We start from the raw sequence: 22,010 nt of genomic DNA on the forward strand, positions 1-22,010 counted from the left end.
GGCAACAACCATTTCGTGACGGCTATCCGACCTGGTGGACGCGGACGTGGCCCCTGGGTGTCAGCCCAGGCGTGCGAGGAAGTCCAGCGATCGCTGGGTGAGCAGCTTGGCGGCGGCTTCGTCGTACGACGCCAGGCTGCGGTCGGCGAACAGGTGCTGCTCGCCGGGGTAGACGAACAGCTCGGCCAGGTCGGAGCCCAAGGTCTTGACCAGTTCCTCGGCGGCCGGGAGGTCCTCCTGGAAGAACTCGTCGCCCTTGGCGCCGTGGACCTGCACCGGCACCCCCTCGGGCCAGGGGCCGAAGGCGTCCTCGCCGACGATCGGGATGCAGGACTCGTACAGCAGCGCGCCGCGGGCGCCGGGCCGGGTCTGGGTGAGCAGCTGAGCCCGCGGGACGCCCCAGGAGAAGCCGGCGTAGACCAGATCGGCCGGGAGCCCGGAGGTAACGGCCTCGACCCGGCGTCCCATTTTCTCGCCGTCCAGAGACTTCAGATAGGCGAAGCCGTCCTCGATGGACTCGAAGGTGTGCCCGTCGAAGAGGTCCGGCGTGTGCACGGTGTGCCCACCCGACTGCAGGTCCGCTGCGAACGCGCGTACGCCGTCCGTCAGTCCCTGCACGTGGTGGAAGAGCAGCACCTCTGGCATGTCAAACTCCTGTATCTTTGAAATAACTCGATTGATCCAAGACTCTAGAATGATCCAGGAATGTCAGTCAATACCGAGCAGATTCCGGACTATGAGCTCGACGAGATGCTCGTGGTCTCCACGTCGGCCCAGCTGCGCGCGCTGGCCCATGAGCTGCGGGGCGCCCTGCTCGAGCTGGTCCTGGAGCGCGCGGCCACGGTCACTGAGATGGCGGTCGCCATCGACCGGCCGAAGAGCACGGTGTCCTACCACGTGAACCAGCTCGTCGACGCTGGTCTCCTCAAGGTGGTCCGCACCCGACGGGTGCGCGCGATCGAGGAGCGCTACTACGGCCGGGTCGCTCGCACCATCTACATCGGCGCGCTCAGCTCCGACGAGGACGTCGCCCTGGCTGCCGTTGTGGACGGGGTGGCCACGGCGTACGGCGAGTCGCGCCAGGCCAAGGAGGCCGACACTCTGCGCTGCACCCTCGTGCACGCACGGATTCCGGTCGAGGACGTCCGCGCCTTCTGGGCCGAGGTGCAGGAGGTGGCCCGCAGGTTCACCCAGATCCCGCGCGCAGGCGACCAGGTCTACGGCTTCGTCGCCGGCCTCTATCCCACCGATGCGCCGACCTTGCCCGAGGTCGAGGCGCCCGACCACGATCGGCCGGACGCGGGCTAGGGGATCGAGGTACGCCGCTCACAGGTGGCCTGGCGGTCGCGGCCGGCGCCGCCGTTGCAGTTGTCGGTGCCGACGCCACCCGTGAGGAAGTCGCTGCCGGCGTGGCCGAAGAGGGTGTCGTTCCCGCCGGCGCCCTTCACCGTGTCGTTGCCGCCGCGGCCCTCGATCCGGTTGTTGGTGGAGCTGCCGACGATCTGGTCGGCGAACCGTGACCCGAACGCCCATTCCACCGACCCAAGCCGGTCGGAGCCGTCACCGGTCGCCGTACCTCTGCCGAGGTCGATCCGCAGCCCAGCCGTGGAGGCCGCGAAGTCGACGCTGTCGGTGCCGGTGCTGCCGTCGAGCCGGTCGTTGCCGCGAAGACCGGTCAGCCGGTCGTTGCCGGCGCGGCCGCTGAGGACGTTGGCGGCATTGTTGCCCGTGAGGGTGTCTGCGTACTTCGAGCCGCCGAGGTTCTCCACCGAGCTGAAGGTGTCGGTGCCCTGGCCGCTCGCGTTACCAGTGGTCAGACTGGCATTGACTGCCTTGCCTGCGCCGGCGTAGTCGACGGTGTCACTGCCGGTGCCGCCGACGAACCGGTCAGCGCCGGTGCCGCCGAAGAGGCGGTCGTTGCCGGCGAGGCCGTTGAGTACGGCGCCGGCCGCGCCCGCCCGCAGCGTGTCGGCGTACGGCGACCCGGTCAGCCGCTCGATGTCGGTCCAACGGTCGCTGCCGGCGCTGGTGCCGGTGGCCGACTGCGTCTTCAGGCTGGCGGACACCGGAGATGTGGCGTCGGCGAAGCTGACCGTGTCAGTGCCCAGCCCGCCGTTCACCTGGTCGTTGCCTGGGCCGCCCGCGACGACGTCATCGCCTCCACGCAGGTCGAGCAGGTCGTTGCCTCCGCCGCCGCGGAGGATGTTCGCGTTGTCATTGCCGACAAGGACGTCGCCGAAACTGCTGCCGATGACGTTCCAGATTCCTTGAAGCTCGTCGATGCCCGCGCCCCCGTACGCAAGCTTGCTGGTCAGATCGACGTTGACCGCGTCTTCGGCATCGGAGTAGTCGACCCAGTCGCCACTGCCGGGACCGGCGAAGTCGCCGACGATCAAGTCGTCGTCGGGCCCGCCGATCAGGTGGTCGGGGCCGTCGCCGCCGGCCACCGTGTCCGGCCCGACCCCACCGTCGACGTAGTCGGAACCGGCCTCGCCGTCAAGGTAGTCCCGGGATCCTTCGCCCCCGATCAGCTCGTCGTTGCCGCCGCGTCCGTAGAGGATGTCGCCCCCCGATGAGCCGACGATCCGGTCGGCGTACGGCGAGCCGATGACCGAGTTGATGTCGTTGAGGTCGTCGTGGCCCATGCCGTCGGCTTCGGTGGCGGCCAGGTCGACCTGGACCGGGTTCGGGGCGTGCTCGAACACCGCAACGTCGTCGCCGTCGCCGCCCCACATCGTGTCGTTGCCGGGGTCGGCCTCGAAGCTGTCCTCTCCGGCCCCACCCCACATCGTGTCGTTGCCGCCGCCGAGACAGAAGTAGTCAATGCCACCTAGGCCGTAGACCGTCTCGTCGTTGCTGTTGCCGAGGACTACGTCGCTGGCTTCGGTGCCGGTCCAGGTCGTCTCGTTCAAGCCGAGGACCTTCGTGGCCGGCCTCCCCATGCAGGTGAAGTCCGCCGTTGCCGGCGACCCGGTGACGACGACGGCGACTAACGAGGCGGCCAGGAGGCCGAGCAGGACGGCGAAGCGAGCAAGCATGTGGGCGACCCTTCGGTGTGCGGACTCTCCGGGCGAGAACGTAGGGCCACCGCGCCCCCGCCGTACCCGGTTTGGCTCAACTCAAGGCCGGATCTGCTCAGAAATCTTCTGGCGAAGTTGTGGAATGAAGCATTCCGTTCTGCTATAGTGGAACAAGAAATTCCGTTCCGTTCCAAACAGCTGAAGGGCCAGAGAGATGACTGTCGAAGCTCCTCCCGCCGCGTACCACCCGGTCGTTCTAGAAGCCGTCGAGACCGTCGAGGCGGTGGCCAGCCAGGTCGCCGGTGCTCCCGAGGACGTGTTCCCGCGCCGCTGGGTCGGCCTCGCGGCGATCCTGGCGGCGACGCTGCTGAACCTGCTCGACGGGACGGTGAGCATCATCGCGGCGCCGTCGATCCAGTCCGACCTGGGCGGCTCGGCGACCACGCTGCAGTGGATCGCGGCGGGCTACCTGCTGGCGCTGGCGGTCGGCCTGCTGGTCGGCGGCCGGCTCGGCGACATCTACGGACGCAAGCAGATGTTCATGGTCGGCGTCGCCGGCTTCCTGGCCGCCTCGCTCGGCTGTGCGGCCGCCTGGTCGCCGGAGTCGCTGATCGGGGCGCGGGCGGTGCAGGGCGCGTTCGCGGCGCTGATGGTGCCCCAGTGCTTCGGCCTGATCCGGGACATGTTCGGCAAGGACATGGGCAAGGCGTACGCCGCGTTCGGCCCGGCCATCGGCTTGGCCACGATCGCCGGTCCCGTGGTCGGTGGACTGCTGATCGAGGCCGACCTGGCCGGCCTCGGCTGGCGCGCGATCTTCGCGATCAACCTGCCGCTGGGTGCGGTCGCCGCCGTCGTCGGCGCCAAGGTGCTGCCGAAGTTCGCTCCGACCGCTCGCGGTGAGCGCCTCGACGGTGTGGGTGCCGCGATCGCCGGTGCCGGGATGTTCCTGCTGGTCTACCCGCTGGTTGCCGGTCGTGAGCTCGGCTGGCCGACCTGGACCCTGGTCGCCCTGGCCGCCTCGGTTCCCGTCTTCGCCGCCTTCGTCATCCACCAGCGTCGCCGTACCGCCTCGGGCCGCACCGGCCTGGTCGAGCTGAGCGTCTTCGCCAAGCGGTCCTACGTGTCCGGTGTGGTCTTCGTGGTCGCGTTCTTCGGCTCCTGCGTCGGCTTCGGTCTCGCGGTCGGGATGTACCTGCAGCTCGGCCTGCACATGTCGGCCATCGACGCCAGCCTGGCCCAGGTGACGATGCCGATCGGCGCCTTCATCGGTACGGCGGTCGGCGCGACGCTGATGACCAAGCTCGGCCGCGCGATCCTGCACATCGGCCTGGCGGTCATGATCGTCGGTCTGGTCGGACTGCTCGCGGTGTTCGCCTCCGCCGAGGGCGCGATCGGCTTCGCCGAGCTGTCCATCCCGCTCTTCGGGTACGGCGCCGGCATGGGCATGATCTTCATCCCGCTCTACGACATCATCGTCGCCGACCTGGCCGACCACGAGGTGGGCTCGGCGTCCGGCATCCTCGAGTCCTTCCAGCAGCTCGGAGCCTCGCTCGGCATCGCAGTGCTCGGCACGGTGTTCTTCAGCATCGTCGGCACCAACCTGACGTCGTTCGTCGACGCGGCCCAGGTCGTCACCGTGCTCACGATCGCGCTGACCGCCACCGCCTTCGGCATCGCCTTCTGGCTGCCGAAGAAGGCCAAGGCCCAGGAGTGGTGACCAATCCCAACAACCCGTCGGCCCGGTGCAGCACGCGCCGGGCCTTCGGCCTACCCGCAACAGGAGGAGAACGATGAATAAGGTGAGAGACATGTCCGAAGCTGCCCGCAAGCCCGCTCCGATGTCGGGCCGGAAGGCCCAGGCCGCACGCAACGATGAGGCGATCCTCGAGGCCGCGCGAGCGGTGTTCATCGCCAACCCGGAGGCGCCGATCGCGAACGTCGCCGAACGCGCCGGCGTGGGCATCAGCGCGCTCTACCGCCGCTACCCGAGCAAGGAGGAGCTGCTCGCCAAGCTCTGCCTGGACGGGCTGCGCACCTACGTCGCGGTCGCGGAGGAGGCGGTGGCCGACGAGGGCGACGCGTGGGAGTCGTTCGCGCGGTTCATGCGCAACGCCGTGGACGCCGGCACCAGCGCGCTCACGGTCAAGCTGGCCGGTACGTTCACGCCGACTCAGGAGCACTGGGAGGACTCGGTGAAGGCCTTCGAGCTCAACCGACGGCTGATGGAGCGCACTCGCGCCGCCGGGGTGATCCGCGAGGACTTCGAGCTCAGCGACATGGCCGCGATCTTCGAACTGCTGTCGTCCTACCGGCTCGGCGACGAGCAGCGCTCAGCCGAGCTGCGGCAGCGCTACCTCGAGGTGATCCTCGACGGGATCCGCATCCCGCCGTCCCACAGTCCATTGCCAGCGGAGGCGCCCACCGAGGCCGAGCTATCGGCCCGGTGGGCGCCGAAGTAGCGTCCGGCGCTGCCTGGGAACGGGCGGCGCGGTCGCCGCGTCGGATCCCGTATGAGGAGACGCCACCTGGTGCTGATCCTGGTCACGCTCGTCGCGGTGGTCGTGACGGTAGTGCTCGGCTGGTACACCGTCGGCCCGGGCGGCAGCAACAAGGCGCGAGTCGGGCGGCTGGCCGAGCGCGAGAATCCGGACGACGCCCTTGTGCTTGCGGACGTGCGGCTCAACGCCGAGTTCGGGGGCTGTGAGGTCTACGAACTGCTCTGGGAGGCGGCCGACTACGGCTCGGATTCCTATGCTGTACTGCCGGGCGGCGAGCTCGTGTCCAGCTATCGCGAATCGGCCGAGAAGGCCACCACGGTGCTCCGAGCGTGTGCCGAGGGCCAGCCGGCGCAGCGGTGGGCGGAGATAGTGGTGAACTTCGGCGGCGGGCCCATCGACGGAGTAGGCCGCGCAGGTGACCTCGCGGGCGAGCGCTACCACCCGCCGACCCTGCGAACCGTCATCGGAGCTAAGCGGCTCACCTTCGATGCGTGGCAAACCATGGGCCCTGCCTACTACGTGACTGTCGACGTTCCCGACGACGGGACGATCACGATCGGGTGGCGACTGCGGCGGTGACCAGCAGGCGAGCTATGGGATCGATGCCTTTCGCTCGCAGGTAGCGGCGCGGTCGCGTCCGGTGCCGCCGGAGCAACTGTCGAACGCCGTGCCGCCGGTGAGCGAGTCGTTGCCGGAGTCGCCGTACAGCAGGTCGCGGCCGCCGAGTCCCTTGAGTACGTCGTTGCCCGCGGCGCCGCGGAACGTGTTGGCGCCACCGCTGCCGGTGAACAGGTCAGCGAACCTGGAGCCCAGCAGCATCTCGATCAGCAGCAGGCGGTCGGAGCCTTCGCCGGAGGCGGCGTGGGTGGTGAGGTTGGCTCGGACCGCCTTGGTGGCGGTGCTGAAGTCGACGGTGTCGGTACCCGTTCCGCCGTCGTAGGTGTCGTTTCCTGCCCGGCCCTTCAGCTTGTCGTTGCCGCCGAGGCCACGAAGCCTGTTGGCGCCCGAGCTGCCGCTGAGGAGGTCGCCGAACCGGGATCCGTCGAGGGACTCGATGCTGAACAGGGTGTCGGTGCCGTCGCCGCTGGCCCGCTCGGTCACCAGGTCGGCCCGGACCGCGCGGGGTGAGTCGGCGAAGCTCGCGACGTCGATGCCGTCGCCGCCGTCGAGCTTGTCCGAGCCGGCCCGGCCCGCGATGACGTCGTTGCCGCCCAGCCCGAGGAGGGTGTTCGCGGCGGTGTCGCCGGTCAGCACGTCGGCCTGGTGCGAGCCGGTGAGCCGCTCGATCCGCGACCAAGTGTCGGTGCCCGCACCTGTGGCCGAGCGCGTGGTCAGGCTGGCCTTCACGCCCGTGGTGGAGGTGAGGTAGCTGAGCGTGTCCGTGCCGTCGCCGCCATCGAACGAGTCGTCGCCGTCGCCGGGATAGATGGTGTCGTCGTCCGCGCCGCCGTTGATCGTGTCGTGGCCGCCCCAGCCGGCGATGCTGTCGTTGCCCCCGCCGCCGTCGAAGTGGTCCGCGTCGTTGCCGCCCTGCATGTTGTCGGCGAAGGACGACCCGAGCACGCGCTCGTGGCCGCTCAGGAGGTCGTTCCCGTGGCCGAGCGACTGGTCCACAAGGACGGTCACGCCGTTGGGAGCGTCGGCGAAGCTGACCGTGTCGGTGCCGGCCCCGCCCTGCACCTGGTCGTCGTGGTTGCCCGCCAGCAGCAGGTCGTCCCCGCCCAGTCCGTCGATGACGTCGTTCCCGCCGAAGGCCTGGATGATGTTGGCCTGGTCGTTGCCGGTGATGGTGTCGGCGGCGCCCGTCCCCGCGACATTGCTGAAGCCGTGGAGAGTATCGCTGCCCTCGCCGCCGGTCGCGGTGCCGGCCGCCAGGTTCACGGTCACCCCGACCCCGCCGAGGTAGCGGACCGTGTCCGAGGTGCCGGCCTGCCCGTTGGCGTCCGCCGCGACGAGATTGTCGTTGCCGGGGTCGCCGGTGATCAGGTCGGCGCCCGAGCCGCCCGCGAGGTGGTCGTTGTCGCTGCCACCGCTGATGTTGTCGGCTCCTGCCTGGCCGAAGGCGTAGTCGCCGCCTCCCGACAGGCTGATGATGTCGTCGCCGGCCCCGCCGTACGCGGTGTTGCTGCTCGCGTCCCCGAGGAGGGTGTCGCTGAAGGCCGAGCCGACCACGCGGCCGATGTTCTCCAGGTCGTCGTCGCCCGCGGCGCCGAACGCCGACTCCGGGAGGTTGACGGTCACGCCCCCGGGCGCGTCGTCGTACCGCACCTCGTCCTGTCCGGTGCCGGTGTTGCCGGTCACGAAGTCGTTGCCCGCGCCGGGCAGGAAGGTGTTGAAGCCCTCGCCGCCGAAGATCGTGTCGTTGCCGGTGCCGCCGCAGATGACGTCGTTGCCGCCGGCGCCGAAGATCGTGTCGTTGCCGTGCAGGCCGTGGATGACGTCGTTGCCTGCGGTGCCGGTGATGCTGCTGTCGTCGAAGTCACTGCCGACGATCGTCGCCTGCTGACCGAGGCAGAAGACCGGGGCGGCCGGGTCAGCAGCGGCGGGGGCCGCGACGGCGAGGCTGCCGATGAGGAGCGCGACAAGCGACCAGCTGAGGCTGCGAGGTGTCATGGCCAGTTCCTTGGTGTGGTGGGAATCGAGGTGAAGCTAAGGAATCGAGGTACGTCGCTCGCAGGTGGTGGCACGGTCGCGTCATGTGCCGCCGGAGCACTGTCGAACGCCGTACCGCCGCTGAGGGCTTCGTTGCCGGAGGCGCTGTACAGCAGGTTGCGGCCGCCGAGTCCCCTGAGTATGTCGTTGCCGGCGGCGCCGCGGAGCGTATTGGCGACACCGTTGCGGGTGAGCAGGTCGGCGAACCGGGACCCGTCAGCGGACTCGATGTCGACCAGCGTGGGCACCTGGCCGAAGCAGGACTCCGCCGCCGTCCCACAGCAAGCTGCCGGCGGCGGCGCCCACCGAGGCCGAGCTGTCGGCCCGGTGGGCGCCTCGCACCTCGCAGCGTTGACGAGGTCAGGGCACCGAGGTCAGCAGTGCGGGGCGGTGTCGGTCTTGGACTCGATCGAGACGCAGGTCAGTCGCACCTGCCGCATCGCGACACGCTCGGGGAGCAGGACGAGCGCGTCCGCGCCGGGACCGCCGTACACCCCCTCGCCGCGGGCGGACACGGTGGTCCGCACCTGGTCGTCGCCGGCCCCGCCGTTGACCAGGTCATGGCCGAACCTGCCGGTGTCGGAGAGCCAGTCCTTGCCGAGGCCGCCCGATAGGCGGTCGCTGCCGCCCCCTGAGATCAATGTGTCGTTGTCGTCGCCGCCGTGGAGCTCGTCGTCGCCAGAGCCCCGGGCGGTCGAGAAGGCGCTCTGGCTATCGCCCCCGAGCGAATCCTCGCCACCGCGCCCGAACAGCCGGTCGTTGCCCGGACCTGCCCAGAGCTGGTCGTCCTTGTTGGTGCCGATCAGGACGTCGTCGTGACTGGAGCCCTCGACGAACCACCGGCTGCTGACGAGCGTGTCGCGGCCCTGACCGGTGGCAATGCCGCGCGACAGGTCGACCCGCACGCCGCTGCCGGCGGAACTGTAGTCGAGCCGGTCGCGGTGCCGCACTTGCGGCAGTCGCCGGTCGAGACCGCCGTCGAGGCGGTCGTCGCCAGGTCCGCCGCGGAGGATGTCGCCCCGCAGGTCCGCGCCGAGGGCGACCAACTTGTCCCAGCCGCCGTGCAGCTTGTCGTCGCCGTTACCGCCGACCAGCAGGTCGGCGCCGAGGCCGGCACAGACCAGGTCGTTGCCGGCGAGGGCGAAGATCTTGTCGTCGCCATCCTTGGCGACGATGATGTCGCGGCGGTCGGTGCCGACCAGCCTGTCGTTGCCCTCGGTGCCGACGATCGTCGCGACGACGCCGTTGCACTTCTCGACGACGACGGCTGGCGTGGTGGAGGTGGCCAGGGCGGGAGCTGCCGACGCGATCAACGCGGCGCCGACGGCCAGGGGCAGGGTGATCCCGATCAAGGGATGCGGCATGGTTCGTCCTTCTGGGTTGATGAAGCGGACAACACTTAGACGAGATTCGCGGCCCGTACGTTGGCCTAAGTGGCCACGCCCGGGAGTTCATCGGGGCCTGAGCGGCCAGGGCACGCACATCGCTGCGTTGTCGTCGGTCGACGGGCCACCGGCCCGCCTCCCTCCGACGCCTTGCGCTGCACGCACCCTGACCACTCATTCCCTCGAAGAACTCCCGGGCGTGACCACTAGTGGGTATCTCCGGAAGTTCGTCGGGGTCTGAGCGGCCAGGGCACGCACATCGCTGCGTTGTCGTCGGTCGACGGGCCACCGGCCCGCCTCTCTCCGACGCCTTGCGCTGCACGCACCCTGACCACTCAGACCCACGAAGAACTTCCGGAGATGCCCACTAGCCGACGTCGACGTGCACGTGGTCGCGGTGCTCGAGGATGGTCATATCGCCGGAGCTGGACGGCGGGTCGTAGTCGCGCCAGCCCTTGCCGGAGCGCAGGCCCGCCGACCAGATCCGGTCGTCGAAGATGATGTGCTCGATCTTCAGCCGGTCCGCCTGCGCCATCAGGTAGTGCGCCATTGCCCAGCCGAGCCGGCGGTTCTGCTTGCTGACCGGCCGCACGAAGACGTCGACCGCCCGTCCCTCATAGTGGGCCGAGCCCGGCATGTGTCCGGTCTGTACGCCGCCGGGCGCGAAGCCGCCCATCGGCGGCTTGCCGAAGACCGCCCGTAGCTCGCGGCGTACCTGGTCGGCGCGCTCGGTCAGACCGGACTTGGTCAGCTCGGTCGGCCCGTCGCCGCCGCGCTGTACGTCGCAGGCGAAGGCCTCGGGCGTGCGCCCGGTGAGCGCGGACGAGAGCGTCTGCGCGTCGACGGAGTGGTCGGCGTACGCGTCGGGGTGACCGGACCGCTGCACTTCCTGGGCCGCGTCGTTGATCGACATCTCCAGGTAGTCGTCGACCTCGACCAGGGCGTCGTAGAACTTGTGAGTCGACAGCAGCGGGTTGAGGATCTCCTCCTCGGTGCCCCAGCCCTGGGACGGCCGCTGCTGGAACAGGCCGAGCGAGTCGCGGTCGCCGTAGTCGATGTTGACCAGCTTGCTCTCCTGGATCGCGGTGGCCAGGGCGATCGTCACCGCGCGGGCCGGCAGTCCGCGCTCGACGCCGATGGCCGCGATCAGCGCGGCGTTTTCAGCCTGCTCGGTCTCCAGCCCGACCTCCTGGTCACCGACCTCGGCGGTGCAGTCGTCACCGAAGAAGGTGCTTCCGACCTCCCGGTACACCGCGAAGCCGATCGCCACGAACACGACCGCGACGGCCACGATGGCAGCCACAGCCACACGTCCCATGGCGCCCATGCTCCGGGATCGCTCCAAGCGTCCGCGCGTCCGGCGGGCTCAGTTGGCGTGCAGCGCGGCGTTGAGGGCGATGCCCTTGGTCTTCCACGGCACCGCCTCGACGGCGCCGGAGACCGAGTTGCGGCGGAAGAGCACGTTGTCGCGGCCGGAGAGCTCGGCGGCCTTGATCACCTGCGGCTTGCCGTCCATGTCCTTGACGGTGACCTTGGTGCCGGCCGTGACGTAGCAGCCGGCCTCGACCACGCAGTCGTTGCCGAGCGAGATGCCGATGCCGGAGTTCGCCCCGAGCAGGCAGCGCTCGCCGATCGAGATGACCGCCTTCCCGCCGCCGGACAGGGTGCCCATGATCGAGGCGCCGCCGCCGACGTCCGAGCCGTCGCCGACCAGCACGCCCGCGGAGATCCGGCCCTCGACCATCGAGGCACCGAGGGTGCCGGCGTTGAAGTTCACGAAGCCCTCGTGCATGACGGTCGTGCCCTCGGCCAGGTGGGCGCCGAGCCGGACCCGGTCGGCGTCGGCGATCCGGACGCCGCTGGGCAGCACGTAGTCGACCATCCGCGGGAACTTGTCGACGCCGTACACCGCGACGTTCTGGCCGCTCGCGCGCAGCCGGGCCCGGGTCAGCTCGAAGCCCTCGACCGCGCACGGGCCGGCCGAGGTCCACACCACATTGGTGAGCAGCCCGAACACGCCCTCCATCGAGATCGAGTGGGGTACGGCGAGGCGCGCGGACAGCAGGTGCAGCCGGAGCCAGGCGTCCTCGGTGCTCGCCGGCGCGGCGGCGAGGTCGGCGATGGTGACCAGCCGGACCTCGCGGCGGACGTCGCGGAGGTCGTCCTTGCCCTCCAGGGCCGAGAGCTCGGTGGGGACCGAGTCCGCGCTCGGTGCCTCGCCCAGCGCCGGCGCGGGGAACCAGACGTCCAGGATCGTGTCGTCGGCGGTCAGCGTGGTCAGGCCGAAGCCCCAGGCAGTTGCAGTCACGCCGACCCACTTTACGTGCGTGCCGTGACCCGGCTCACGACGGTCCGCAACCTGCCACCCTGACGACGCCACCCGGCTCAATGGCCGGTGCGGCCGTCGAGCACCTCGACCAGCAGCGGCAGCGCGATGTTGCGGCCCGACACCACCGCGACGACGGTGCCGTGTGCCTGCACCTTTCCGGCGAGAACGGCGGCCACCGACGCTGCTCCCGCACCCTCTGCCACCAGGCCGCGCTCGGTAACGAGGTACCTCATCGCGGACCGCAGCTCCGACTCGGTGACGGTCACCAGCTCGGCCACCGTCTCCGCGATCACAGGCACCGTGACGCTGCCGGGCTCCACGGAGCCGGACATGCCGTCGGCAATGGTCGGTAGCAGCTCCACATCGACAACCTCGCCCGCCGCCACGGCCGCCCGGATGACCGGGTTGTTCTCGGCCTCCACGCCGACCACGCGAACGTCGTCGCGCGTCGAGGCCCATAACCCCAGTCCAGCCGCCAGCCCGCCGCCACCGACCGGGCAGACCACCGTCAGTGGACCGCTCACCTGGGTCTCCAGCTCCTTCCCGATGGTGCCCTGGCCGGCGATCACATGCGGGTCGTTGTACGCCGAGAGGTAGTGCGCGCCCTGCCGCGCCAGATCCAGGGCGTGCGCCTCGGCTTCGTCGTACGACGTCCCGACCTGCACCAGCTCCACGTCGTACTCGCCGATCTTGGCGACCTTCGCCGCCGAGGCGTTGACGGCGGTCACGACCGTCGTTCGGTGGCCGAGCGCCCTGGCCGCGAAGGCGATGCCGAGCGCGTGGCTGCCGGCCGACGCCGTCACCACGGGCACGCTTGTCTCCAGTGCGGCCAGGGCCGCGAGCGCCCCGCGCACCTTGAACGCACCCGTCGGCTGCGCGGACTCCAGCTTCAGCGCCGGGCTCGCTCCCTCAGCTGGCCACAGCGGGCTCGGGCTCAAGTGCCGGCGTATGACCTCCCATGCGGCGTCGAGGTCGGCGACCGTCGGCCGCCGGACGCTACGGGTCATTGCCCGGTGCGCCCGTCGATGCACTCGCGCAGTAGGTCGGCGTGGCCGCAGTGCCGCGCGTACTCCTCGATCATGTGTACGACGACCTCGCGCAGCTCGATCTCGCCGTCGGCGTGCCGGCCCTTGACGTCCAGCGACTCGGCCGCGGCGACATACTCCTCCGCATAGGCGACCTCGCGCCGCCAGGACGCCCACGCGTCCTCGACCACGGCCGGATCGGCGACCGCCTCGTTGAAGTCGAGATCTCGGTCCTCCTCGCTCCAGTACAGCCGCGGCAGGTCGAGGTCGTGGCCCATCACCCGGCGGAACCAGGAGTGCTCCACCTTCGCCATGTGCCGGACCAGGCCGAGCAGCGACAGCGTCGAGGGCGGTACCGAGCGGCGCGCCAGCTGCTCGGCGTCCAGGCCGTCGCACTTCATCTCCAGGGTCTTCCGGTAGTGCCCGAGATACTCGACCAGCGTGTTCCGCTCACCGGACGTCGGTGCGTCGGTCTCGCGCGGGTCGTCCTCGGGGTCCACCCACATGTCGGGGTACTTGCGGGTGGGCTGGGTCTGCTCGGTCATGGGCCCCAACCTGACAGCACGGGTCAACGCAGGCAACCGAGTTCCGGCCGCCGACCGGCTGCGGGCCGTCGGTGCGGCTGGTGCGGGCGTCACCGGGTGAGGAAGCCAGAGAAGCGGCAACCGCCCGGGGGCATGATTGAGGGTGGTGGATAACCGCGGGATGGAGGATCGAGATGATCGGGACAAGCACGGCCACTCTGCGGCTCAGAGGCTCTGGTGGGCACCTGCGGCTGCGCGTTGCCAAGGCTCCGGACCCGCTCGCCAACGTGCGCGAGTGCTGCCGGGCATCGGTAGCTGTCGAGAAGGCCTTGGGCGAGGTGATTCGCGACGCACTCGCCGCCGGACACAGCTGGGCAGAGGTCGGGCAGGCACTCGGCGTCGAGGCCAAGACGTCGGTCGGCGTTAGGGAGCACTACGACACTTCACGAAGTTACATGCGGATGAGGTTCTGGGGCACGGACGCGGAGGAGACGGGATGAGGCGCGCACTGGTGTCACTGGCCGGGGTCTACCTGCTCTTCGCTGTTATAGGTCGGTTCGTGGAGGGCATGGGAGCAGTCGAGTGCGGTTGCGCCGACGACTGCTGGTGCAAGCGTCCAGTCCTCAGCACCTTCCGCTGGGTGTTCCCCTGGGGCCACCGCTGCCCACCACAATCTGACTGAGGAGTTGTCCGTCTCGGCGGCGGCCAGGTCACCCGCGGCAAGATGCGCTACTACGGCCCCGGCCCGTGCCGCCTCGGCACCGAGTTCCGAGCGCGCCGAATCGGCCGCTGATCCAGGTCAAACCGACGTCTTCTGCCACCGACGCCCATGTTACTTACAGCACCCGTTACTAACACGTGCTGTTAGTAACGGGTAGTGTGAGTATATGGAGTTCGTCAATCGCGTCGATGAGCTGAAGCGTCTCGCGCACTGGTGGTCCGACCCCGATGCGCGGCTGGCCCTGGTCTTGGGCCGGCGACGGGTCGGGAAGACGGCCTTGATCCGCGAGTTTGTTCGTCGCGGAGAGAGTGCCGGATTCGGTCAAGTAGTCCACCACACTGGCGCCGGGCGGGGCCGCGCGGCAGAGCTGGCGTTGCTCTCAGAGGCTGTCCGGGCGGCTGGTCTGTTCCGGGGTTCACGGGACCTCCAGCAGCGACCGTTCGACAATTGGGACGATGCGTTGGATGCGCTCGCCGATGCTGCGCGCGACCATCCTGTCCTCGTCGTGCTCGACGAGTTTCCAGAGCTGGTCGTCACGTCACCGGAACTGCCGAATGTGCTCCGTGCCTTCCTCGACGGCATCAACAGCGAGTGTCGGCTGCGCCTGCTCCTAGCCGGTTCGGCGGTTCGGCACATGGCCGGGTTGGCAGAGGAGCGTGCCCCTCTCTACGGGCGGATCGATCTCTCCTTGCACTTGCATCCGTTCCGCCCGCATGAAGCGGCCATGATGCTTCCGGCGCTCGCTCCGGCCGACCGCGCCGTGGTCTACGGGCTGGTTGGTGGTGTACCCCTGTACCTGTCCTGGTGGGATCAGGAACGATCCGTGGTGGACAACCTCACTGAGCTGGCTTGCGAGCCGACCGGACGGCTCGTGTCGGAGGGCGACTTGGTCACGGCAACCGAGGTCGAACGCGGTGAGTACCCCAAAGCCGTGCTCTATGCGATTGCCAATGGGAAGACAAAGCACAACGAGATCAAGCAAGCCATCGGCGCTGAGCCGAGCAGGACTCTCGATCGCCTTGTTGAGATGCGCATGGTCGAACGCCTAGCCCCGGTTACTGCCGGGCGCACAACCCAACGCCGCTACCAGATCGCCGACAATTTCCTCGCGTTCCACGTCGGACTGCTAAGTCGATTCCGCAGCGGGATCGAACGGGGTGCGGGAAAATCGGTCTGCAAGGCACTGATCGCTGGCCTCGACGACCACCTTGGCAAGCCTTGGGAGGCCGCCGTCCGCGATCACTTGTGGCGGATCGCGTCCCAGGAGGCTCTCGGCGACGGCGTGGTCGACATCGGGCCCTGGTGGCGTGACCGCCCATCGGTGGAGATCGACGCGGTCGCGTTGGCCGGGCGGGACCGGAGGCCGGTCGCAGCGGCCGAGGTTAAGTGGGCTCGGACCGTCGACGGGCGGCGTCTGGCCTGGCAGTTGGCTGGCAAGGCGGAGCAGGTGCCCGGCATGGTCGACGCCCCGAAGCTGGTCTTGGCGGCGCGTGAGTCGGTGACTGACGCTCCGGACGACGCCCTCGTCGTGACTGCCGCCGACGTGTTCGACAACTGATTGGCGAGGAAGCGGCGGGCGCCGTACGCTGGCGGCACAGGCGTTCGAGCCGTCATCAGCGGCGAGCCTCCGGAAGAACGGTCTGACCGCGGTGTGGTCTCGACGACGGTTGCAGGGCAACCTGCTCGACCACCCGCTGTCGCTTAGTAGAACCGGACGGGTAGGCCCGTCACAGCCTTGATGAAGCGGTCCGCCGTCCCGGCGGGCAAGCGAGGTGGTACCGCGGCAGCCATGTCGTCCTCGTGGCAGAGCACCAAGCCCGAGTCGTACGACGTACCGCAGGAGCACACCGATGGCCTATCCGAAGGCATCATCCGACGACAGCAACGCCGTTCCGTCGACCCCGAAGTTCCCCGAGATCGAGGAGCGGGTTCTGGCGTACTGGAAGGACGACGAGACCTTCCTCGCGAGCGTCGACCAGCGCGAGCCCGGCGAGAAAGGCAGCAACGAGTTCGTCTTCTACGACGGGCCGCCGTTCGCCAACGGGCTGCCGCACTACGGCCACCTGCTGACCGGGTACGTCAAGGACCTGGTGCCGCGCTACCAGACGATGCGCGGCCACCGGGTCGAGCGCCGGTTCGGCTGGGACACCCACGGCCTGCCGGCCGAGCTGGAGGCGATGCGCCAGCTCGGGATGAAGACCACCGAGGAGATCCACGACCTCGGCATCGAGAAGTTCAACGCCGAGTGTCGCAAGTCGGTGCTGGCCTACACCCAGGAGTGGCGCGAGTACGTCACCCGGCAGGCCCGCTGGGTCGACTTCGACAACGACTACAAGACCCTTGACCTGGACTACATGGAGTCGGTCATGTGGGCCTTCCAGCAGCTCCACGAGAAGGGGCTGGTCTACGAGGGCTTCCGGGTGCTGCCCTACTGCTGGAACGACGAGACCCCGCTGTCCGCGCACGAGCTGCGGATGGACGACGACGTCTACCAGACCCGGAAGGACCCTTCCGTCACCGTCGGCCTCCGCCTGGAGACCGGCGAGCTGGCGCTGGTCTGGACGACGACCCCGTGGACGCTGCCGGCCAACCTCGGGATCATGGTCGGGCCCGACATCGACTACGTCGTGGTGGAGGCTCAGCTACCAGGTCACACCGGCACCGTGGAGCGGTACCTCATCGGCGAGGCCCGGCTGGCGGCGTACTCCCGCGAGCTGGGCGAGGACCCGGTCGTCGTGGAGCGGCTCAAGGGCCGCGACCTGCTCGGCCGCGCGTACACGCCGCCGTTCAGCTACTACGCCGGTCACGAGAACGCGCACCGGGTGTTCGAGGCCGAGTTCGTCACCACCGAGGACGGCACCGGGCTAGTCCACACCGCAGGCGCCTTCGGTGAGGAGGACAAGATCGTCACCGACCGCGAGGGCATCGCGCCGGTGATCCCCGTCGGCAAGGACGGCCGGTTCACGGTCCCGGTCAACGACTACGCCGGCCTGCACGTCTTCGAGGCCAACCTCGAGATCATCGACCACCTCAAGGCGGCCACCCGCGGAGAGGGCGACCTGGGCTCGGTCACCGAGGGCACCGTGCTGCTGCGGCGCGAGTCCTACGACCACTCCTACCCGCACTGCTGGCGGTGCCGGGAGCCGCTGATCTACATGGCGGTGTCGTCGTGGTTCGTGTCCACGACCAAGATCCGCGACCGGATGCTGGAGCTCAACCAGGAGATCCGGTGGGTGCCCGACCACGTCAAGGACGGGCAGTTCGGCAAGTGGCTGGAGAACACCCGCGACTGGTCGATCTCGCGCAACCGGTTCTGGGGCTCGCCGATCCCGGTGTGGCGCTCGGACGACCCGGCGTACCCGCGCACCGACGTGTACGGCTCGCTCGACGACCTGGAGCGCGACTTCGGGGTCCGGCCCGACGACCTGCACCGGCCGTTCGTCGACGACCTGACCCGGCCCAACCCGGACGACCCGACCGGCAAGTCGACCATGCGCCGGGTGACCGACGTCCTGGACTGCTGGTTCGAGTCCGGAGCGATGCCTTTCGCCCAGGTTCACTACCCTTTTCAGAACGTCGACTGGTTCGACGGTGCTGAATCGTCCGGCTCCGCCGGGGGGCACTTCCCGGGCGACTTCATCGTGGAGTACCTCGGGCAGACCCGCGGCTGGTTCTACACCATGCACGTGCTGGCGACCGCGCTGTTCGACCGGCCGGCCTTCTCGACCTGCGTCAGCCACGGGATCGTGCTCGGCTCCGACGGCAACAAGATGTCGAAGTCGCTGCGCAACTACCCCAACGTCTACGAGGTCTTCGACCGCGACGGCGCCGACGCGATGCGCTGGTTCCTGATGTCCAGCCCGATCCTGCGCGGCGGCAACCTGATCGTCACCGAGCAGGGCATCCGCGACTCGGTGCGGCAGGTGCTGATCCCGCTCTGGAACTCCTGGTACTTCCTCTCGCTCTACGCGAACGCCGCTAACGACGGGCAGGGGTACGACGCCCAGTGGTCCACCGACTCCAAGGACCCGCTGGACCGCTATCTGCTCGCCAAGCTGCGCCAGTACGTCGAGGCGATGACCCTCCAGCTCGACAACTACGAGGTCGCCAACGCGTGCGACTCCACGCGCGGCTTCATCGACGTGCTGACCAACTGGTACATCCGGCGCTCCCGCGAGCGGTTCTGGTCGACCGACGGCGAGCTGGACACCGCGGCGTACGACACGCTCTACACGGTGCTGGAGGTCGTCTGCCGGGTGACCGCGCCGCTGCTGCCGCTGACCACCGAGGAGGTCTGGCGCGGGCTGACCGGCGGCCGGTCGGTGCACCTGGCCGACTGGCCGGACGCGGCCGAGCTGCCGGAGGACGACGGGCTGGTCGCGGCCATGGACGCGGTCCGCGATGTCTGCTCGGCGACGTCGGCGCTGCGCAAGGGCGCCAACCTGCGCAACCGGCTGCCGCTGGGCGGGCTCACTGTCGTGGTCCAGGACGCGGAGGCGCTGCAGCCGTTCGCGCCGATCGTGGCCGACGAGGTGAACGTGCGCGAGGTGAGCTTCGTCGACGCCGACCACCCCGACGCCGAGCAGTTCGGGGTCTCCCAGAAGCTGACCGTGAACGCGCGCGCGGCCGGGCCGCGGCTGGGCCGGGACGTGCAGAAGGCGATCGCCGGGTCGAAGAACGACGACTGGTCCGTGGCTGAGGACGGCGTGGTCACCTCCGGCGGGCTGGAGCTGGTCGACGGTGAGTACACCCTCGAGACGGTGGCGGCCGCGGCCGACGGCGGCTCGGCCACCGGGATGCTGCCGCGCGGCGGCTTCGTGGTCCTCGACACCGAGGTGACCGAGGAGCTGGCCGTCGAGGGCCTGGCCCGCGACCTGGTGCGCGCCGTACAGCAGGCCCGGCGGGAGGCCAAGCTCGAGGTCAGCGACCGCATCTCCCTGGTGATCGGGGGTACGGCGGCCGTCCAGGCCGCGGCCCGCACCCACGAGGCGCTGATCGCCGGCGAGACCCTCGCGACGTCGTACGCGGTCACCGACGCCGACCCGCTGGAGGCCCTCAACGGCTCCTCCGGGACCGTCGGCTCGGTCTCTCAGGCCAGCCTCGGCGAGGGCGAGTCCGCGACGATCGTCGTGCGGCGGGCATGAGCACCTTCGCGGAGGCCACCCGGGTCGTTTCCCGGGCGGCGGCGGGGGAGTTCGACGTCGATCTCCACGAGCGGTGGAGCGCGGCCGGCACCCCGCACGGTGGCTACCTGCTGGCCGTGCTGGCTGAGGCCGCGCGTGCGACGGCCGGCGAGGCTCACCCGCACCTGACCGCGGTCAGCGCGACCTTCGTCCGGGCGCCCAAGCCCGGGCCGGCCGTCGCCGCGGTCGAGGTCCTCGGGACCGGCCGGGCGGCGACCCAGGTGCGGGCGACCCTCTCCCAGGACGGTGCCCACAAGGTGGTCGCGCTGATCACCCAAGGGTTGCTCACCGACGACGACCCGTGGTGGTCGCGCCGGCCGCCGGTCGAGATGCCCGATCCGGCCGACTGCGTGCGGCAGAGCGTCAGTCCGCCCGGTGCCGGCTTCGAGGTGGCGCTGATGGAGTTCGTCGACTCGCGCGTGGACCGCGCGTCGCTGGAGTTCGCGTTCGGCCGGCCGACCGGCCGCGGCGTGGTCAAGGCTTACCAGCGCCTCGCTGACGGCACCGACTGGGACCCGTCCAGCCTGCTGGTCCCGCTCGACTTCGGGCCGCCTGGGTCGTTCGACCTCGGCATCAACGGCGCCGTGAAGACCATGCAGCTGACGGCATTCGTGCGCGGGCTGCCCGCGCCGGGCGCCGTCCTCTGCGAGCTGCAGGCCAACCAGGTCGACCGGGACCGGATGGACGAGACGATCACGCTGTGGGACAGCAAGGGCCGGATGGTCGCCCAGTCGCACCAGATCGCGCTGGTGCGGGTGCCGGAGCGGCCGGCCGACTTCACGGCGGCCGCAAGCCCACCGGAAGGGACCTGATTGGATGGGCGGCGTGCCCAGCCTGGACCTCACCACCGACGCCGTGACGTTGACCGAGCACCTGGTCAACATCGAGTCGGTGAGCCGCAACGAGGCTCAGATCGCGGACGCGGTGGAGGCCGCGCTGACGGCGTACCCGCACCTCGCGGTCACCCGGCGCGGCCACACGATCGTGGCCCGCACCGACCTCGGCCGGGGCGAGCGGGTGGTGATCGCCGGACACTTGGACACGGTGCCGGTGAACCGCAACCTGCCCGCTCGCCGGGACGGCGACCTGCTGCACGGGCTCGGCAGCTGCGACATGAAGGGCGGGGTCGCGGTGGCGCTCCGGCTCGCGGCGACGCTCGCCGAGCCCGATCGCGACGTGACCTACGTGTTCTACGAGGCCGAGGAGATCGAGGCCGACTTCAACGGGCTCAAGCTGCTCAGCGAATCCGATCCGAACCTGCTCAAGGCCGACTTCGCGATCCTGATGGAACCGTCGAACGCGGTCGTCGAGGCCGGCTGCCAGGGCACGCTGCGGGTCGAGGTGCGCACCACCGGCGAGCGCGCCCACAGCGCCCGAAGCTGGATGGGCGAGAACGCGATCCACAAGGCCGCCGACGTGCTGACGCGCCTCAACGCCTACGAGGCCCGGCGGCCGGTGATCGACGGGCTGACCTACCACGAGGGGCTCAACGCGGTCTTCGTGAGCGGCGGAGTCGCCGGCAACGTGGTTCCCGACGAGGCCGTGGTGACGGTGAACTTCCGGTTCGCCCCCGACCGCACCGAGGCCGAGGCGACGGCGTACGTCCGCGAGTTCTTCGAGGGGTACGACGTGACCGTGGTCGACTCCGCGCCCGGCGCACTGCCCGGGCTGGACCGGCCGGCGGCGAAGGCGTTCGTGGCCGCGGTCGGCGGCATCGTGAACCCGAAGTTCGGCTGGACCGACGTCGCCAGGTTCACCACCCTCGGCGTACCCGCGGTCAACTTCGGCCCGGGAGACCCGACGCTTGCGCACAAACAGGACGAGCACGTTCCCGTGGAGCACATCGAGCGGTGCGAGCGGCAACTTCGGGCGTGGCTGACCGGATTGACTGGAGGAGCCGAGTGACTGAGCGACCGAGCAAGCATCGTGGCCCTGAGGTGATGCGCGGCAGCCAGGTGGACCACAGCACCACCGACCAGCGACTGCTCGACTCGCGCGGCCCGGCCGACTGGGTGCATACCGACCCGTGGCGAGTGATGCGGATCCAGGCGGAGTTCGTCGAGGGCTTCGGTGCGCTGGCCGAGCTCGGCCCGGCGATCGGGGTGTTCGGCTCGGCCCGCACCGGCGTCGACGAGCCGGCGTACGCCCAAGCCGAGCAGCTCGGGCGCGCGCTGGTCGAGGCCGGGTTCGCGGTGCTCACCGGCGGCGGGCCGGGCGCGATGGAGGCGGCTAACAAGGGCGCCAGCGAGGCCGGCGGGGTGAGCGTCGGTCTCGGGATCGAGCTGCCCTTCGAGTCCGGGCTCAACCGGTGGGTCGACAAGGGGATCAACTTCCGCTACTTCTTCACCCGCAAGACGATGTTCGTCAAGTACGCCCAGGGCTTCGTCGTACTCCCGGGTGGGCTCGGCACCTTCGACGAGCTCTTCGAGGCGCTCACGCTGGTGCAGACCCAGAAGGTGACGTCGTTCCCGGTCGTGCTCCTCGGCACCGACTACTGGAGCGGCCTGCTCGACTGGCTTCGCAACACCGTGCTGGCGCAGGGCAAGATCTCCGAGTCCGACCTGAAGATGATGACGCTGACCGACGACGTGGCCGAGGCGGTGCAGATCATGGTCGACGCCCGTGAGGGCCACGGCCCGGCCGCCCAGCCCGCCAGACAGCCGGAGTGATGCC

19 protein-coding genes are annotated in these 22,010 nt (G+C 69.7%); 10 read left to right on the forward strand and 9 right to left on the reverse strand.

What is annotated here, in order from left to right:
- Positions 1–60: 60 nt before the first annotated feature.
- Positions 61–645: a dienelactone hydrolase family protein gene (locus DDV73_RS21775; protein ID WP_109509340.1), complete on the reverse strand. Its 585-nt coding sequence runs from the start codon at positions 643–645 to the stop codon at positions 61–63.
- 60 nt (positions 646–705) lie between these two features.
- Here DDV73_RS21775 and DDV73_RS21780 point away from each other — a divergent pair, with 60 nt between their 5' ends.
- On the forward strand, positions 706–1,308 hold the full coding sequence (locus DDV73_RS21780) for an ArsR/SmtB family transcription factor (RefSeq protein WP_109509341.1): 603 nt from the start codon (positions 706–708) through the stop codon (positions 1,306–1,308).
- Here the strand turns inward: DDV73_RS21780 and DDV73_RS21785 are convergent.
- Positions 1,305–3,038, reverse strand: coding sequence for a calcium-binding protein (locus DDV73_RS21785; protein ID WP_109509342.1), 1,734 nt, complete (start codon positions 3,036–3,038; stop codon positions 1,305–1,307). The two genes, DDV73_RS21780 and DDV73_RS21785, sit on opposite strands and share 4 nt — an antisense overlap.
- Before the next feature lie 196 nt (positions 3,039–3,234).
- On the opposite strand from DDV73_RS21785, the gene DDV73_RS21790 reads away from it, so the two are divergent.
- The 3 genes from DDV73_RS21790 to DDV73_RS21800 all read left to right on the forward strand — a co-directional run bounded on the left by DDV73_RS21790 (position 3,235) and on the right by DDV73_RS21800 (position 6,097).
- The gene (locus DDV73_RS21790) at positions 3,235–4,737 is read left to right on the forward strand and encodes an MFS transporter (protein ID WP_109509343.1); all 1,503 of its coding nucleotides are present in this window, start codon (positions 3,235–3,237) and stop codon (positions 4,735–4,737) included.
- Between the two features lie 91 nt (positions 4,738–4,828).
- Complete coding sequence (locus tag DDV73_RS21795) at positions 4,829–5,479, forward strand: TetR/AcrR family transcriptional regulator (protein ID WP_206051019.1); 651 nt, start codon at positions 4,829–4,831, stop codon at positions 5,477–5,479.
- Positions 5,480–5,548: 69 nt separating this feature from the next.
- Entirely contained in the window at positions 5,549–6,097 is a 549-nt protein-coding gene (locus tag DDV73_RS21800) for a hypothetical protein (RefSeq protein WP_109509344.1), read from the forward strand.
- Positions 6,098–6,109: 12 nt separating this feature from the next.
- Here the strand turns inward: DDV73_RS21800 and DDV73_RS21805 are convergent, their stop codons facing one another.
- The 7 genes from DDV73_RS21805 to DDV73_RS21835 form a co-directional block, all read right to left on the reverse strand.
- A complete protein-coding gene (locus DDV73_RS21805) occupies positions 6,110–8,131 on the reverse strand; it encodes a calcium-binding protein (RefSeq protein WP_109509345.1) in 2,022 nt (673 codons plus the stop codon).
- Positions 8,128–8,418: a calcium-binding protein gene (locus tag DDV73_RS21810; protein ID WP_109509346.1), complete on the reverse strand. Its 291-nt coding sequence runs from the start codon at positions 8,416–8,418 to the stop codon at positions 8,128–8,130. The genes DDV73_RS21805 and DDV73_RS21810 overlap by 4 nt, the downstream gene beginning before the upstream one ends.
- A gap of 126 nt (positions 8,419–8,544) precedes the next feature.
- On the reverse strand, positions 8,545–9,534 hold the full coding sequence (locus DDV73_RS21815; protein WP_109509347.1) for a calcium-binding protein: 990 nt from the start codon (positions 9,532–9,534) through the stop codon (positions 8,545–8,547).
- 388 nt (positions 9,535–9,922) lie between these two features.
- Complete coding sequence (locus tag DDV73_RS21820; protein ID WP_240617402.1) at positions 9,923–10,873, reverse strand: VldE C-terminal domain-containing protein; 951 nt, start codon at positions 10,871–10,873, stop codon at positions 9,923–9,925.
- Between the two features lie 48 nt (positions 10,874–10,921).
- Positions 10,922–11,863, reverse strand: a complete 942-nt coding sequence (gene dapD, locus DDV73_RS21825) for a 2,3,4,5-tetrahydropyridine-2,6-dicarboxylate N-succinyltransferase (protein ID WP_109509349.1) — start codon at positions 11,861–11,863, stop codon at positions 10,922–10,924.
- 77 nt (positions 11,864–11,940) lie between these two features.
- Complete coding sequence (locus tag DDV73_RS21830; RefSeq protein ID WP_109509350.1) at positions 11,941–12,891, reverse strand: threonine ammonia-lyase; 951 nt, start codon at positions 12,889–12,891, stop codon at positions 11,941–11,943.
- Positions 12,888–13,454, reverse strand: a complete 567-nt coding sequence (locus tag DDV73_RS21835; RefSeq protein WP_240617403.1) for a DinB family protein — start codon at positions 13,452–13,454, stop codon at positions 12,888–12,890. The genes DDV73_RS21830 and DDV73_RS21835 overlap by 4 nt, the downstream gene beginning before the upstream one ends.
- A gap of 173 nt (positions 13,455–13,627) precedes the next feature.
- Between DDV73_RS21835 and DDV73_RS21840 the strand changes: the two genes are divergently transcribed.
- The 6 genes from DDV73_RS21840 to DDV73_RS21865 all read left to right on the forward strand — a co-directional run bounded on the left by DDV73_RS21840 (position 13,628) and on the right by DDV73_RS21865 (position 22,006).
- A complete protein-coding gene (locus DDV73_RS21840) occupies positions 13,628–13,933 on the forward strand; it encodes a hypothetical protein (RefSeq protein WP_109509351.1) in 306 nt (101 codons plus the stop codon).
- A 387-nt stretch (positions 13,934–14,320) separates the two neighbouring features.
- Positions 14,321–15,712, forward strand: coding sequence for an ATP-binding protein (locus DDV73_RS21845; RefSeq protein WP_109509352.1), 1,392 nt, complete (start codon positions 14,321–14,323; stop codon positions 15,710–15,712).
- A 292-nt stretch (positions 15,713–16,004) separates the two neighbouring features.
- Positions 16,005–19,298, forward strand: a complete 3,294-nt coding sequence (gene ileS, locus DDV73_RS21850) for an isoleucine--tRNA ligase (RefSeq protein ID WP_109509353.1) — start codon at positions 16,005–16,007, stop codon at positions 19,296–19,298.
- Positions 19,295–20,149, forward strand: a complete 855-nt coding sequence (locus tag DDV73_RS21855; protein WP_109509354.1) for a thioesterase family protein — start codon at positions 19,295–19,297, stop codon at positions 20,147–20,149. Before ileS ends, DDV73_RS21855 begins: the two co-directional genes overlap by 4 nt.
- A gap of 4 nt (positions 20,150–20,153) precedes the next feature.
- Positions 20,154–21,242, forward strand: coding sequence for a succinyl-diaminopimelate desuccinylase (gene dapE / locus DDV73_RS21860; RefSeq protein ID WP_109509355.1), 1,089 nt, complete (start codon positions 20,154–20,156; stop codon positions 21,240–21,242).
- A gap of 35 nt (positions 21,243–21,277) precedes the next feature.
- On the forward strand, positions 21,278–22,006 hold the full coding sequence (locus DDV73_RS21865) for an LOG family protein (protein WP_109509356.1): 729 nt from the start codon (positions 21,278–21,280) through the stop codon (positions 22,004–22,006).
- The last annotated feature ends 4 nt before the right edge of the window (positions 22,007–22,010 follow it).

Origin of the sequence: Nocardioides speluncae, assembly GCF_003121585.1 — a bacterium.
Taxonomy (GTDB): Bacteria; Actinomycetota; Actinomycetes; order Propionibacteriales; family Nocardioidaceae; genus Nocardioides; species Nocardioides speluncae.

Coding starts and splice junctions, on each gene's coding strand:
- DDV73_RS21775 (WP_109509340.1), bottom strand. CDS start 645: ATGCCAGAGGTGCTGCTCTTCCACCACGTGCAGGGACTGACGGACGGC.
- DDV73_RS21780 (WP_109509341.1), top strand. CDS start 706: ATGTCAGTCAATACCGAGCAGATTCCGGACTATGAGCTCGACGAGATG.
- DDV73_RS21785 (WP_109509342.1), bottom strand. CDS start 3,038: ATGCTTGCTCGCTTCGCCGTCCTGCTCGGCCTCCTGGCCGCCTCGTTA.
- DDV73_RS21790 (WP_109509343.1), top strand. CDS start 3,235: ATGACTGTCGAAGCTCCTCCCGCCGCGTACCACCCGGTCGTTCTAGAA.
- DDV73_RS21795 (WP_206051019.1), top strand. CDS start 4,829: ATGTCCGAAGCTGCCCGCAAGCCCGCTCCGATGTCGGGCCGGAAGGCC.
- DDV73_RS21805 (WP_109509345.1), bottom strand. CDS start 8,131: ATGACACCTCGCAGCCTCAGCTGGTCGCTTGTCGCGCTCCTCATCGGC.
- DDV73_RS21815 (WP_109509347.1), bottom strand. CDS start 9,534: ATGCCGCATCCCTTGATCGGGATCACCCTGCCCCTGGCCGTCGGCGCC.
- DDV73_RS21820 (WP_240617402.1), bottom strand. CDS start 10,873: ATGGGACGTGTGGCTGTGGCTGCCATCGTGGCCGTCGCGGTCGTGTTC.
- DDV73_RS21830 (WP_109509350.1), bottom strand. CDS start 12,891: ATGACCCGTAGCGTCCGGCGGCCGACGGTCGCCGACCTCGACGCCGCA.
- DDV73_RS21835 (WP_240617403.1), bottom strand. CDS start 13,454: ATGACCGAGCAGACCCAGCCCACCCGCAAGTACCCCGACATGTGGGTG.
- DDV73_RS21840 (WP_109509351.1), top strand. CDS start 13,628: ATGATCGGGACAAGCACGGCCACTCTGCGGCTCAGAGGCTCTGGTGGG.
- DDV73_RS21845 (WP_109509352.1), top strand. CDS start 14,321: ATGGAGTTCGTCAATCGCGTCGATGAGCTGAAGCGTCTCGCGCACTGG.
- ileS (WP_109509353.1), top strand. CDS start 16,005: ATGGCCTATCCGAAGGCATCATCCGACGACAGCAACGCCGTTCCGTCG.
- DDV73_RS21855 (WP_109509354.1), top strand. CDS start 19,295: ATGAGCACCTTCGCGGAGGCCACCCGGGTCGTTTCCCGGGCGGCGGCG.
- dapE (WP_109509355.1), top strand. CDS start 20,154: ATGGGCGGCGTGCCCAGCCTGGACCTCACCACCGACGCCGTGACGTTG.
- DDV73_RS21865 (WP_109509356.1), top strand. CDS start 21,278: ATGCGCGGCAGCCAGGTGGACCACAGCACCACCGACCAGCGACTGCTC.